Below are 12773 nucleotides of genomic sequence, written 5' to 3' on the forward strand. Positions count from 1 at the left end.
AACGAATGTTCAGCACACGCATCTATCTGAAGATAGTCTTCCAGGTCGCAGTCATCCTCCTTGTTGCCGGCGTAGGATTAACGGGTATTATCACCGGTAAAGCCATCATACTGGGATGCGTCACCCTACTGATCGCCTTATGGCTGGTCGGGGTCCTCGTCTATTTCCTCAATACATCGAACCGCCGTATCCAACTGTTCCTCGACGCCATCGAAGACAATGAGTCGATGCTTTACTTCCCCGAAAACAGCGGACCGGAAGAACAACGCCGCCTACATACGGCATTCAACCGCATCCACCGCCTGATGACGGAGAGCAAGCAGAAAGAGTTCGAACGCGAACTGTTACGGAAAGAATACGAGGCATACGACAAGTTGATGCACGTCCTGACCCACGAGATCATGAACTCGATCGCTCCGATCGTCTCCCTCTCAGGCACGCTCCTCTCCTATTACCGGAGCAACGACACGACGAAAAGTTGCGACGAGATCAACGACGCCACCATCCGGAAGACGGTCCGCGGACTGGATACGATCAAGAGCCAGGGACAGAGCCTTATGAACTTCACCAATTCATACCGCCAACTGGCACGGTTGCAGGCTCCCAATCCCAATCCGTTCTCCCTCTCCCGCCAGGTACGCAACATCGAACTACTGTTCCAGTCGGACCTGCAACGTTTACAGATAGGTCTGACTGTTTACCTCTGCCAGGACGAAATAACAGTCAATGCCGATGAAGAACTACTCTCACAGGTCTTGATCAACTTGTTGAAAAATGCGATGGAAGCATTGGAAGGACAGGATAACGGTGAAATCTCACTCACAGTAAAACAAACCGGCACCACGACCCTGATAGAAATAACGGATAACGGGCCGGGCATCCCCCACGATATGCTGGAAGATATTTTTATTCCTTTCTTCACAACCAAGAACAAGGGTACGGGTATCGGCCTGAGCCTTTCACGCCAGATCGTACGGATGCATGGCGGCGAACTCCAGGTCAGTTCACAACCTTACTCCGAAACACGTTTCACTCTCTCACTGCCTAACGCCGGGGAATTTCCACCCGCGAAGTAAGCGGGTAACGCAATCCTTTGGATGATTTGTAATAGACCTCGGCCGCTCCTATCTTCAGCTTGGCACGAATCTTGACCGGGATATGATTTTCATCGTCTCCGATCCATATTTCGGCGGCCGCCTTGCTTTGGGTGAAAGCATCGTCAAAAATATCGATATAGAAATGTCGGGTACGGTATTTCAGCGTCTCGTTACGTTCCACGATCTGCTGCCCGGTATAGCGAAAACTGATGTTGATCCGGTCTCGTCCGATCACCACATGAAACGGAAATTCATCACCCTGTTTCATCTTATCCCAGTCCAGCGAACGGAGGTACATGGTTGCACCCAGCATATCGAACATATATTGTTCGGAAACGATCATCGTGTCGATCTTCGTCCGTGAAGGCGTATAGCGATGGGAATGGGCCGAAGTCTTCCCTTTAGTATAAGAGAACTTCAAGTCGTCGATCAGATAGTAGTCATTCTCATTCACCCGTTTCTCGCTACGAAGCAACTGCATCTCGGGTGTAAAATAACAGTCGATCGTATCACGCATGGAGAATATCTTCTCAAACATGCCGGAAGTACGGAACAACAGGTTATAATGATAAGCCGGATTATCCTCATAGCGGGTATCTTTAATGGATAAGGTTGCCTGTCCGGCGCGCGGCATCAGAATACCCCACTTGAAGTACAATTCATATTGCACCTCCTCACCGGCATTGAACCGCTCTTTCACCGGAATAGTTTGCGCACCGGCCACTCCGGAAAGGAGCAACAACAGGATCAGCAGACATAAACCGGTTCCTTTAGAACGGCATGCCCATGCTGCCGCCCATACCGCTATTGCGCGAAGAAGACTTCTGTTGTCCTTCATCTTTGTAATTTCTTTTCTTCTTGGTTGCCTCTTTCGGCTTATTCTTTGTAATCTCGATAGGTTTCTGTTTTGCCCATGGGGTTGCCTTGACATTCCAGGTCTCTTCTACCTGCCAGTTCTGTAATACGTTATACTGCACGGGCGAATAGTAAACCTCTTCCGGCTGGCGTTTATCGGCATAATTACCGGTATCCCATTTGCCGTTGTCATTCAGGTCGACCACCAGGCGTGCATAATACTTGTCCGGTTTCAGATCCATGAAAAGGACACCGCCATTCTTTACCTTTGCCTTCCGCACCGGAGCATCACTACCGTTCAGCAATTCCACATAAGCGGTCGTATCAATTCCTTCTACATTAATATATAAGTGTCCGTATTCATCCTCTTTCTTAATCTTGAACTCAGCCGAATACGGTTCGTTCCACTTGCCATAAAGACTGAAGATCGTTGCCGAATCCACCGACAGGCGATACTCCTCGGCATATTTCCACGGACGGCGAATGAAGTAATTCAGGCTGTTGGCAGAGTCCGGGAAAAGCTCGAAATCAACCGGAGTCCACACCGTATCGACCTTCTGGTCCAGATAGAAGACTTCCTTCGGCAGTTCGAGGATCGGTTCATTGAACGTAACGGATACGGTATCGAACAAGTCCATCGAACCAGGCGCGTCGATCTGCATACCCAGGAAGACGATCGGTTCCGGCTCGTCATCTTTCTTCTTTTTCTTCTTTTCGGGACGACGGCGCATCACGAACTGAAGCGTATCGGTCTGCGGCCGGAGAATGTTCAGCGAGTCGCTCTTCGGATACGACAGCTCCACCTGCAACGTATCCTGTTTCCAGACCAGCGAATCGGTCAGCCAGAAATTAACGCCTTTTCCCGCCTCCGTTTCCTGTGTAAAGAACCAGTCAGGATTCTCCGGGGTAAAGTTGAGCGGCTTCGGAAGCGGTACGGTGTCCAGCGGAGCATTAAACCGTATGGTCAGCAAGTTTTCCTGCTGGCGCTCCGGTTTCAGCAGATACTGGCGCACGAAGTCTTCCTTGAACAGACGCAATTCGATATCATCCGGGAAATAACGCGTATAGGCAACCGTACGGATCGTATCGATGGTCAGGCTGTCTTTCCAAAGCGTATCCTGCCGGGTGGTCAACTCCAGCGAGGGGATGATAATGGAGTCGTTAAACGCAATCTCCTCGCCCGGCTGGTCGAATTTATAATCGCGGTTGACATCATTCAGACCGAAAATACGATAACTGCCCGGCGAGATGTTGCGGATGGTGAACTGTCCTTTATCGTTCGTACGCGAAGTACGGTCGAAAGGTAGTTTCACAAAAGCCGAATCCTCCAGGTTCTTATGCAGACCGATCGTGATACCGGGCATAGGTTCCAGGTTTTCGGCATTCAGCAAAATACCCGATACCTCCAGCGTATCGATCACATCACCGGTAGAGAAGGCAAAGGAGAAATTCTCGAATACGTTCTTCTCGTTATTATCGGAGATCGAGTTGGTGAAGTCGATCGTATAAGTCGTATTTTCTTTCAGTGTATCTTTCAGTTCGACCACGACTTTCTTTCCCGCGGCACGAATCACAGGTAATTGCATCTGCGGCGGCGTGATGATTACATTCTCCGACGGCTTGTCCAGCTGAACCAGTTCATCAAACAGAATCTCCACCTTCTTCCCCTTATAATTCGTCTGATTGGGGGCAGGCAGACTGCTTATGAATTTTGGGGGGGTCTCATCGTAAGGTCCCCCGTTCGGAGAAGCCATATTGGCACACGAATACATGGTTACCAACAGAAACACTCCGCACAGTACCAGCAATAAATCTTTTATATATCTGTTACCCATTCAATCGCTTTTTAATCAGATGGCAAAAATAGGGAAAAATCCGGTGACTAATAGTGATATATACGCTAAATAAGAAATCTTTGCATTCTATAAAGAGGGAATACCCCGTTTCAGATACCTGAACCCGATCCGGCAATACAAACATTTCTTCTTCTCGCAATACTCCCGTTTCAACTGAATCAGCGCCTGACTGTCACCTGCATGGCAGACTTTTATCCCTGCCCGGCTGAAAACCGAAACAATAGTATTCTTCTCCGGAGGGAGATTTTCAAGGATACGGATTGCACGCTCGCAGTATTCGGGTTGCTTATTCCTGACCCCGTAAGCGAAAAGAATAGGAACTACCGTATTTATCAATAATATACACAAAGAATTCTCCCCGACTGTTTTCTCTTTTATAACGGAAGCGCATCGGAAATGATAATGCGTCTCCCAATAAGCGGAAGGTGTGACACGCAGGTATTGCTTAATCTCACCGATACTGCCTGCCGTCAGGATAACAGAAAACAAGGTATCGTATTGCATCCAGACAGCCGCCAGTTGCGCCAGTTTCAGACAGGGGAAATTGACGGGCCGGGTACGAAGGTCCCTGAATTGGGAACAGTCCAGCGGAGTCAGTCCGAATTTATAACGGAGAAACTGATACTCGCGTTGCAACAAACGGTAATAAGGACAATCGATTGCTTCATTCAGCATCCCCGCCTGTCCGAAGAGCATCGCTTCGACCTGCGAACTGCTGCCGCGTTGCTTCTGAATATACCTGAGCGGTAAGCTCTTGGCAAGACGCTCGAAGATGTCGTTATTCACTCCGAAACCGAAATTGCGGGTTAAAGTAATATAAAAGACTTCGTTCCAGTCGCCGGCATACTGGTCCAGCAAACGGAATATATCGGTCGTTTTCCGTTCCAGCCGTTCGCCGAGCAGAGCCCCCAGCCACGATGTAATGTGAACGGGCTCCATTTGAGGAATATATCCGGCACAGGGAAGGGAGCTGTCATGATGGAGCAACCAGTCGATATTCCGCACAACCGACTCCGGCACTGCCAGTTCCATTTGCGGAATAACTTCCCCGTTCATCCGGTAAACGATACAGTCCGACACCTCCACAATATGGAGAACAACGGCATCATAAGCCTTGTCTTTATCATGGCGATGAAGCAGCCAGTCGGAGGCTTTGTCATGGATTTCAACACACCCGGCCCACAAAGTACCATCTATTTTCATCTTTGCATTGAAGAAGTCCGGGCCCGCATCGGTGTTGGGTGTTCCGGGGTCAATGACCGATACTGTACGTCCGTCAGTAGTAAGAAGCGAAGTCGTTGGATACAGTCTGTATTTCCAAACATAATGTAATAAACGTTCCATATTCTTTTCAGAGTTAAGATTTATGCCACAAATCTAATTCATTTTCTTTATATTTGCACCCCTGAAGGCTAAGTTATTAGCTTATTTATTCATTTTATTCTGAAAAGATTATGAAGATTGCACTTATCGGTTACGGAAAGATGGGTAAAACCATCGAGCAGATTGCATTGAACAGAGGACACCAAATCGTCTCTATCGTAGATATAAACAACCCGGAAGAATTTCAGTCAGCTAATTTCAAGAGTGCAGATGTAGCCATCGAGTTCACGACTCCGGCCACGGCATTCGACAATTATATGAAGAGTTTCGCTGCCGGCGTTCCCGTTGTTTCCGGCACGACCGGCTGGCTGGACCGTATCAGCGAAATAAAAGAGAAATGTGAAAAGGAAGGCAAGACTTTCTTCTACGCTTCCAATTTCAGCATCGGAGTAAATATCTTTTTCGCCCTCAACAAATACCTGGCGAAAATCATGAATAATTTCCCTTCCTACAATATCAGCATGACGGAAACGCACCATATCCACAAACTGGATGCTCCGAGCGGTACCGCTATCACACTGGCAGAAGGAATCATTGAAAACGTAGACCGGAAAGACCGCTGGACACTGGAAACAGCCGAACAGCCGACCGACCTGCCAATCCACGCCATCCGCGAAGGCGAAGTGCCGGGCATCCACGAGGTGACCTATGAGTCGGATGTCGACTATATCAGTATCAAACATGACGCCAAGAGCCGCGCAGGTTTCGCACTCGGCGCTGTCGTTGCCGCTGAATTTACCGCCGGGAAGAAAGGCTTCCTGGGTATGGACGATATGCTTAAATTTTAATTCCACATTAGTCAGCAAATGAAACAAATTTCCAAGAAACAATGGATTAAGTTCGGTATCTCTGCCGTACTGTATATACTCTTTTCAATCTGGATGCAGAACCTCTGGTTGTTGTTCGGGTTGATTGTACTCGTAGATATTTTCCTGACAAAATATATTCCCTGGGGAGCCTGGAAACGGTCAAAGAACCCGGCGGTACGAAATGCGTTGGAATGGGTGGACGATATCCTATTTGCGCTAATTGCCGTCTATTTCATTAATCTGTTCATCTTCCAGAACTACCAAATTCCGAGTTCTTCGTTGGAGAAATCTTTGTTGGTAGGCGATTACCTGTTTGTAAGCAAGCTGAGTTACGGTCCGCGTGTCCCGAACACGCCGCTGTCGTTCCCGCTGGTACAGAACACGTTGCCGTTCTTCAACTGTAAATCGTATCTGGACTGGCCGGAATGGGGTTACAAACGGGTAAAAGGTTTCGGTCATGTAAAACGCAATGATATCGTAGTGTTCAACTTTCCTGCCGGCGACACGGTTGCCCTGAAACAGCAAAATCCGAGCTACGACGAACTGATTGTACAAAACGGAGGACGCGAACGCATCTGGATGGATAAAAACACCTTCGGGGATGTAGTCTACCGTCCTGTAGACAAACGTGAAAACTATGTGAAACGTTGTATCGGTATGCCGGGCGACACTATAGAAATACGCGACAACCAGGTATATATCGATGGTAAAGCGGCTGAGAATCCAGAGAATATGCAATTCTGTTACTATGTCGAAACGGATGGTTCCCCTATCACGGAAGAACAGTTCCGCCTGATGAACGTAAGCAAAGAAGACCGGATACTTGTCTCCAACAACGGATATTATCAGGATTTAATGTCTTTCCTCGGTTTCGAATCGATTGCCCCCGGACAATACAATCCGGTCTACCGCATGCCGCTGACCAAGAAAGCATTGGCGATAGCCGAGAAACTGCCTATTGTAAAAAAGATTGTAATCGAACCGGATGCATTTTCGGGGTTGACTTATCCGGCATGGTATGAAACAGGTTGGACACGCGACAACTACGGTCCTCTGTGGATTCCGAAGAAAGGGGCGACAATACCGCTGAACAAACGCAACATCGCTCTATACGGCCGTTGCATCAAAAACTACGAAAACAATACACTGGAAGAAAAAGACGGTACATATTATATCAACGGAAAGCCGGAAACAGACTATACATTCAAATATGATTATTACTGGATGATGGGCGACAACCGTCACAACAGTGCCGACAGCCGTTCCTGGGGATTTGTTCCGGAAGACCATATCGTAGGAAAGCCTATCCTTATCTGGTTGTCACTGGATAAAGACCGCAGCCTGTTCGACGGTGGTATCCGCTGGAACCGTCTGTTCCGCATGGTGCATCCGGATTAATTATTTATGGCTGAACGTTCCTCCATATCTGTTATAAAATGGCTGGTGACAATCGTGTTGCTGGTGGGGGGCGTTATGGTAATCCGTTATTTCTGTATGGAGTCGTATCACGTGTCGACCGACTCCATGGAAGTTGCCCTGCATAAAGGCGATTATATTCTGGTGAACAAGCTCCCGCAGAAAGACAACCCGGGGCGCAACCGGGTGGTTTTATTTACCAGTCCGCTGCTGAAAGATACGACATCGAGCCCGTTATTTCTGAGCCGTTGCATCGGTATGCCAGGCGACACAATCCGGATTAGTAATGACGGATACCGGGTAAACGGAAGGCTCATTCCTCATTCTCCCCGGTCACTCAATACTTATATCGTGACACAGGCGGCACAGGAGGAAGTACTGGCGGCACAGAAGAAACTGAATATCCCGCTCAGGGAGATAAAAGAAGAACCGTTCGGCATTTCCTTCAACCTGACTTCCTTTGAGGAATATCAGATACGAGAAGAATTATCGGAAGATGCCAACATCCGTTTCCTTAAAAACCCGATGGATACGTACGAACTGGTCGTTCCCCAAAAAGGCAGAACCTACCGCCTCAATGCAGCAGCACTCACCGCCTGCCGTGAAGCCATCCGAGCCGAAGCCGGCGACAAGGCCGTATTCCGTGACGGGAAGTTATTCCTGGACGGTCGGGAAACAGATTTCTTCTTCTTCAACCAGGATTATTACTGGATGCTTTCCGATAATGCCAACGAAGCGGTGGACTCACGTCACCTCGGATTCATCCCACGCAACCATATCATTGGAAACGCCTGGCTCTGTTGGTACAGCAAAGACCGGCAACGAATTTTTAAACCCGTAAACTAATCATGCAACCTGTATATATTTCTTCGGCCTATCTGGGCCCGGTACAACAATACTGCAAACTCTACCAATTTGAAGAGGTACGGATAGAAACAGCTGAAAACTATCTGAAGCAAACCTACCGCAACCGCTGTACAATCGCGGCTGCCAACGGTCCGCTGTCACTCTCCGTCCCCATCGTCAAGCCCGACACGCTGAAATGCCCGACGAAGGATATCCGCATATCCGACCACGGGAACTGGCGCCACCTGCATTGGAATGCACTGGTATCGGCCTATAATATGAGTCCGTTCTTTGAATATTACGAGGAAGATTTCGCACCGTTCTACGAAAAGAAATATGAGTTCCTGTTTGATTTCAACGAGGAGCTGCGCATGCTGGTCTGCCGGTTGCTGGACCTGCAACCGAACGTTGTCTATACGGAGACTTACATTCCGGAAGTACCGAACGATTTCCGGGAAATCATCCGCCCGAAACACGAAGGGGAAGATTCCGCCTTTCTCCCGCAACCCTATTACCAGGTATTCCGGGATAAATTCGGATTCCTCCCCAACTTAAGTATCGTAGACTTACTATTCAATATGGGACCGGAAGGAATACTCGTCCTGCGGGATTCCATCGCCCACCAATAGCAGTTACTTGTTCAGGTCTTCAAAAAGGAACTTACCAACGCTGAACTTCACACTCAGACGTTTCGGGATAATAACAACCTCACCTGTCTTGGGATTGCGGGCCGGACGGCTGTTCTGCTCTCTTGGAGAAAGAGTACCAAAGCCTTTCAGCACTATTGGGTCCCTCTGGCGAAGTGCATCAGTCGCAACAGAACAAAATGCTTCAAGCATTGCATCTACATCTTTCTTACTACAACCACTTTCAGCAGCTATAGCTGCAATTAAATCTGACCGTTTCATTTGCTTTTATTATTAAATTACTACCATCCATCAACTAAATAGGCACTGATGAATCAATTTCGAACAATCTCCTGAATAACTTGATTTTTAATGGGAGCAAACGTACTCAAAATTATTATCATATACAATATAAAAGCAATTATCGATTCATTATTCTTGCATTTTTTTCAGATTGGGCTAATTATAACCGGAAGTGAGCGGCAACATCCGGTTATAATATAGTATATCAACTGTTTTCAGAGTTATATTCTATTTGTAGTCTGTATCCCGGATTGCCTCCAGCAACTTCTCCATATCTTCCGGGAATACATCGCCGATATTACCGATACGGAAAGTATCCGCATCGGATATTTTACCCGGATAAATCACAAATCCTTTCTGCTTCAGAGCAGCATAGAATGCGTTAAAATCAAACCCGGCATGCGGATAAAGGAAAGAAGTGATAATCGGACCCTGTGAAGCATCGGGAAGCAAGGTCTTGAAACCCTGTGCACGCATTCCGTCAACCAATGTACGGTGGTTCTTTTTATAACGTTCGTAACGGGCGGCAATGCCTCCTTCTTCGTTCAGCTCTTTCATTGCCTGGTAAAAGGCACGGACTACATGTGTCGGAGACGTGAAACGCCATTTACCTCCACCCTTCTCCATCGTTTCCCACTGGTCATAGATATCCAGTGACAATGAACGGGCCACACCTTTGCAAGCCATCAGCTTTTCCCTCTTTGCAATGATAAAACCGAATCCGGGAACTCCCTGGATACATTTATTGGCACTGCTCACCAGGAAGTCGATATCCAGCTTCTTCATGTCGATAGGTACACCGCCAAAGCTGCTCATGGCATCGACAATAAAAGTGATGCCCTTGCCGCGAATGACTTCCGCCACCTCTTCAATCGGGTTCAGCAGGCCGGTCGTCGTTTCGCTGTGTACCATCGAAAGATGGGTAATGCCCGGATTCTCTTCAAGGGCACGGCGGGCAACTTCACCTGTTATCAGTTCTGTTTCGTGCAAAGAGACCAGGACATGGTCGATATGGTAATATCCGGCAATCTGCGCCATACGTTTCCCGTAAGCGCCGTTGGCAAGGATAAGCAGTTTGTCGGTCGGTTTCACGGCGGCTCCGATGGTTGCTTCCACACAGTAGGTTCCGCTGCCTTGCAGGAGCACATCGGTATATTCGTTTTCATCCAGCCCGGCGATAGCCAGCAGACCTTTACGGATTGGGGTTACGATTCCTCCATTATAATCTTTATCCCAGGTACACCAATCCTGGAGCATGGCTTCGCGCACTGTCTGTGACGTACTTAATGGGCCGGGTGTCAGCAAAAGATAATTTCTCATATTCAATGATAGCTATTATATCCTTATTTTATCTGTTAATTTTCTCAATGCAAGCAGGAAGTTCTGTGATGTTGTCCAATACGAAATGGGCACCGGCAGCCAACATGCGTTCACGCACTTCGTGTTTCAGTCCGGCCAGTTCGTCGGCAGAGCGACGGTTGTATTCTTCTTCCGAAATACCCATCTCGTTACTTCCCGTTATAAGACCGACAGTCCATACTTTCGCATTCACTCCCTCTTTGATATCGGCAATCGTATCGCCCACCTTCACCACATTATCCACCGACGGGATAGCCAGGTCAATCATATTCTTATAAATCATATAGGGAGCCGGACGGCCTGCGGGGACATCATCGGGAGTCACCAGGTTATCCACCACATAACCTTTTGCGGCGGCACCCGGACGGACCACGTCCATCATAGCTTGCGTATAGCCGGTTGTCGAACCAATCTTCAGTCCGTCTTCACGCAACAGTCGGATAGTATCCAGTACACCGGGTATCGGAGTCGTAAAGTTTTTCAGGGAAGCGAACAGATGCTTTTCGAAACTCTGATACATCTCGTTCACGTCGTCCATATTCCAGTCGCGGCCATAACGTGCACGGAATTTATCATTCACCTCCGGCATATTCAGAATAGCCTTGATATGGTCTATCTTGAGAAGTCCCATCGGCTCACGTGCCTGACGGTAAGTAATGTCTATTCCTTTTTCTTCCGAAAAGACTTTCAGGAAGGCGTTCAAAGGAGCGAAACAACCAAAATCGACGGCCGTTCCGGCCCAGTCCATAATTACACACGAAATCTTCTTCATAACTTTATATACTAGTTTTTATTATTTCTCTCAGGCTACGGTGATGGCATTCTGCGGAGTGGCTTCAAGTGTCTCTTCCCTGGCGGCTGTCATACCCGTTTCTTTACGGAAACGTTGATGCAAATATACGAAAGAACAGATGAAAGTGATACAACAAAAGATGCCAACATAACCGGCTAATTGATTATAAAATACCGCCCAATTGATATTAGGGTTACAAAACTCTTTCAGGATAAGAACCAATACGGTTCCGGTGTATCCCAGAAAGTCTGTCGTCACGATAAAGAACCCTACATTTCCACGTATCTTGAAACAGGCGATGAACCGGTCGAAAAAGATAGTCTGGAAAGTCAGATAGGCAATATACAGGCACAGGCTCTGGATAAACAGCCATGTCACAGGTGACAGGTGGAACCGGTCCTGCCCGAAAGAAACGACCGACATTGCAATCATTCCCATGATGATAAGACCGAACAGGACGGATAATGCTTTCAGATTGTCTTTCACAAAGACCATCAAACCGAATATCCCCAGGATAATCAACGTCACCACACTGTCAATCTGGGCAAAAAGCCAGGGGGAATAAGCAGTGACATCTATGATATTCACCAGGAAATCTTCTTTTATATCCCGCAGGACTACAATAGCTATGTTTGCTACGAAAAGCATACTGAGGAAAGGCATAAAGCTCTTAAACAACTCCCAGCGCTGCTGTCCGTTCAACGTTTCGCGTTCAGACTTCATGGCGATGTCTTCTTTGTTAGGCTCTGGAAGTTTGTTCAGCGCACAACCGAGCAACAACAAGAGGGGAAGCGCAACGCCGCCAATCAGGGCCGGCATCCAGAACTCGCTTACATGGAGATGGTTCATGACATACAACCCGACAGACTTGGCCGTACCCGAACTAATCACCATACTGACTCCCAGCAGGCTTGCCAGAATATCCGTCACCCGGCGTCCTTCGATAAAACTGAAAATGACTCCCCACATACATCCCAGCGACAACCCGTTCAGGAACATGGCTGCCACATTGAACGGCGTGGAAAGCAATCCGAATAAAATAAGCGAAGACTCCGCCAGCAGCACAGAAGTGAGGATAAACTTAAACCGTTCTTCCGGCTTCAACTCGGAAATCAGCTTAATCCCTATGAATTTGGAAATGACATATCCCAGTATCTGTGAGATTGTCACCACCACTTTATAATCCAAATCGAAGAATTCCGCATTTTCAAAGGAGGCAGCCGTAAAAGGTTTGCGTAGTGCATATACTAATGAATAGGATAACAAGGCGGCACCTCCGGCCCAAAGGATAAAAAGAAAATCGGAAAGACGTTTCCGGGTTGTTTCGTTGATATGTAACAAATTATTCATCATGCTGTCGTTTTGTTTTCGACGGCAAAAGTATCCCGGAGATGTTACAGGAATATTACTGAACACATGAATATGTATTA

General features: G+C 47.6%; 12 protein-coding genes. 5 read left to right on the forward strand and 7 right to left on the reverse strand.

Features of this window, described 5'->3' with window-relative positions; all coding sequences use genetic code 11:
* The first annotated feature begins 5 nt into the window (after positions 1 to 5).
* Positions 6 to 1076, forward strand: coding sequence for a sensor histidine kinase (locus tag NBH14_RS02170; protein WP_186958146.1), 1071 nt, complete (start codon positions 6 to 8; stop codon positions 1074 to 1076).
* Here NBH14_RS02170 and NBH14_RS02175 read toward each other — a convergent pair.
* From NBH14_RS02175 to NBH14_RS02185, 3 genes are all read right to left on the reverse strand, one after another.
* On the reverse strand, positions 1045 to 1935 hold the full coding sequence (locus NBH14_RS02175) for a DUF3108 domain-containing protein (protein ID WP_128132723.1): 891 nt from the start codon (positions 1933 to 1935) through the stop codon (positions 1045 to 1047). The genes NBH14_RS02170 and NBH14_RS02175 overlap by 32 nt on opposite strands.
* Positions 1868 to 3787 (reverse strand): Ig-like domain-containing protein, encoded by a 1920-nt coding sequence (locus tag NBH14_RS02180; protein ID WP_128132722.1) that lies wholly within the window; start codon positions 3785 to 3787, stop codon positions 1868 to 1870. The genes NBH14_RS02175 and NBH14_RS02180 overlap by 68 nt, the downstream gene beginning before the upstream one ends.
* Positions 3788 to 3874: 87 nt before the next feature.
* A complete protein-coding gene (locus NBH14_RS02185; protein ID WP_128132721.1) occupies positions 3875 to 5152 on the reverse strand; it encodes a DUF2851 family protein in 1278 nt (425 codons plus the stop codon).
* Between the two features lie 110 nt (positions 5153 to 5262).
* Here NBH14_RS02185 and dapB point away from each other — a divergent pair, with 110 nt between their 5' ends.
* Genes dapB through NBH14_RS02205 form a run of 4 tightly spaced genes read left to right on the forward strand, consistent with a single transcriptional unit; the run spans position 5263 to position 8891 of the window.
* Positions 5263 to 5979, forward strand: coding sequence for a 4-hydroxy-tetrahydrodipicolinate reductase (gene dapB / locus NBH14_RS02190; RefSeq protein ID WP_128132720.1), 717 nt, complete (start codon positions 5263 to 5265; stop codon positions 5977 to 5979).
* Positions 5980 to 5997: 18 nt separating this feature from the next.
* The gene (gene lepB / locus NBH14_RS02195; protein ID WP_128132719.1) at positions 5998 to 7398 is read left to right on the forward strand and encodes a signal peptidase I; all 1401 of its coding nucleotides are present in this window, start codon (positions 5998 to 6000) and stop codon (positions 7396 to 7398) included.
* A gap of 6 nt (positions 7399 to 7404) precedes the next feature.
* Positions 7405 to 8262, forward strand: coding sequence for a signal peptidase I (gene lepB, locus NBH14_RS02200; RefSeq protein WP_128132718.1), 858 nt, complete (start codon positions 7405 to 7407; stop codon positions 8260 to 8262).
* Positions 8263 to 8264: 2 nt separating this feature from the next.
* A complete protein-coding gene (locus NBH14_RS02205) occupies positions 8265 to 8891 on the forward strand; it encodes a WbqC family protein (protein WP_128132717.1) in 627 nt (208 codons plus the stop codon).
* Between the two features lie 3 nt (positions 8892 to 8894).
* Here NBH14_RS02205 and NBH14_RS02210 read toward each other — a convergent pair whose 3' ends face one another.
* The 4 genes from NBH14_RS02210 to NBH14_RS02225 form a co-directional block, all read right to left on the reverse strand.
* The gene (locus tag NBH14_RS02210; protein WP_122361879.1) at positions 8895 to 9170 is read right to left on the reverse strand and encodes an HU family DNA-binding protein; all 276 of its coding nucleotides are present in this window, start codon (positions 9168 to 9170) and stop codon (positions 8895 to 8897) included.
* 249 nt (positions 9171 to 9419) lie between these two features.
* Positions 9420 to 10511 (reverse strand): 2-aminoethylphosphonate--pyruvate transaminase, encoded by a 1092-nt coding sequence (gene phnW, locus NBH14_RS02215; protein WP_122326735.1) that lies wholly within the window; start codon positions 10509 to 10511, stop codon positions 9420 to 9422.
* Positions 10512 to 10539: 28 nt separating this feature from the next.
* On the reverse strand, positions 10540 to 11322 hold the full coding sequence (gene phnX, locus NBH14_RS02220; protein ID WP_128132716.1) for a phosphonoacetaldehyde hydrolase: 783 nt from the start codon (positions 11320 to 11322) through the stop codon (positions 10540 to 10542).
* Between the two features lie 30 nt (positions 11323 to 11352).
* The gene (locus tag NBH14_RS02225; RefSeq protein WP_129697915.1) at positions 11353 to 12693 is read right to left on the reverse strand and encodes a DUF5690 family protein; all 1341 of its coding nucleotides are present in this window, start codon (positions 12691 to 12693) and stop codon (positions 11353 to 11355) included.
* Positions 12694 to 12773: the final 80 nt, after the last annotated feature.

It is taken from the genome of Parabacteroides caecihominis (genome assembly GCF_023656785.1).
Classification (GTDB): Bacteria; Bacteroidota; Bacteroidia; order Bacteroidales; family Tannerellaceae; genus Parabacteroides; species Parabacteroides segnis.

Coding starts and splice junctions, on each gene's coding strand:
- NBH14_RS02170 (WP_186958146.1), top strand. CDS start 6: ATGTTCAGCACACGCATCTATCTGAAGATAGTCTTCCAGGTCGCAGTC.
- NBH14_RS02175 (WP_128132723.1), bottom strand. CDS start 1,935: ATGAAGGACAACAGAAGTCTTCTTCGCGCAATAGCGGTATGGGCGGCA.
- NBH14_RS02180 (WP_128132722.1), bottom strand. CDS start 3,787: ATGGGTAACAGATATATAAAAGATTTATTGCTGGTACTGTGCGGAGTG.
- NBH14_RS02185 (WP_128132721.1), bottom strand. CDS start 5,152: ATGGAACGTTTATTACATTATGTTTGGAAATACAGACTGTATCCAACG.
- dapB (WP_128132720.1), top strand. CDS start 5,263: ATGAAGATTGCACTTATCGGTTACGGAAAGATGGGTAAAACCATCGAG.
- lepB (WP_128132719.1), top strand. CDS start 5,998: ATGAAACAAATTTCCAAGAAACAATGGATTAAGTTCGGTATCTCTGCC.
- lepB (WP_128132718.1), top strand. CDS start 7,405: ATGGCTGAACGTTCCTCCATATCTGTTATAAAATGGCTGGTGACAATC.
- NBH14_RS02205 (WP_128132717.1), top strand. CDS start 8,265: ATGCAACCTGTATATATTTCTTCGGCCTATCTGGGCCCGGTACAACAA.
- NBH14_RS02210 (WP_122361879.1), bottom strand. CDS start 9,170: ATGAAACGGTCAGATTTAATTGCAGCTATAGCTGCTGAAAGTGGTTGT.
- phnW (WP_122326735.1), bottom strand. CDS start 10,511: ATGAGAAATTATCTTTTGCTGACACCCGGCCCATTAAGTACGTCACAG.
- phnX (WP_128132716.1), bottom strand. CDS start 11,322: ATGAAGAAGATTTCGTGTGTAATTATGGACTGGGCCGGAACGGCCGTC.
- NBH14_RS02225 (WP_129697915.1), bottom strand. CDS start 12,693: ATGAATAATTTGTTACATATCAACGAAACAACCCGGAAACGTCTTTCC.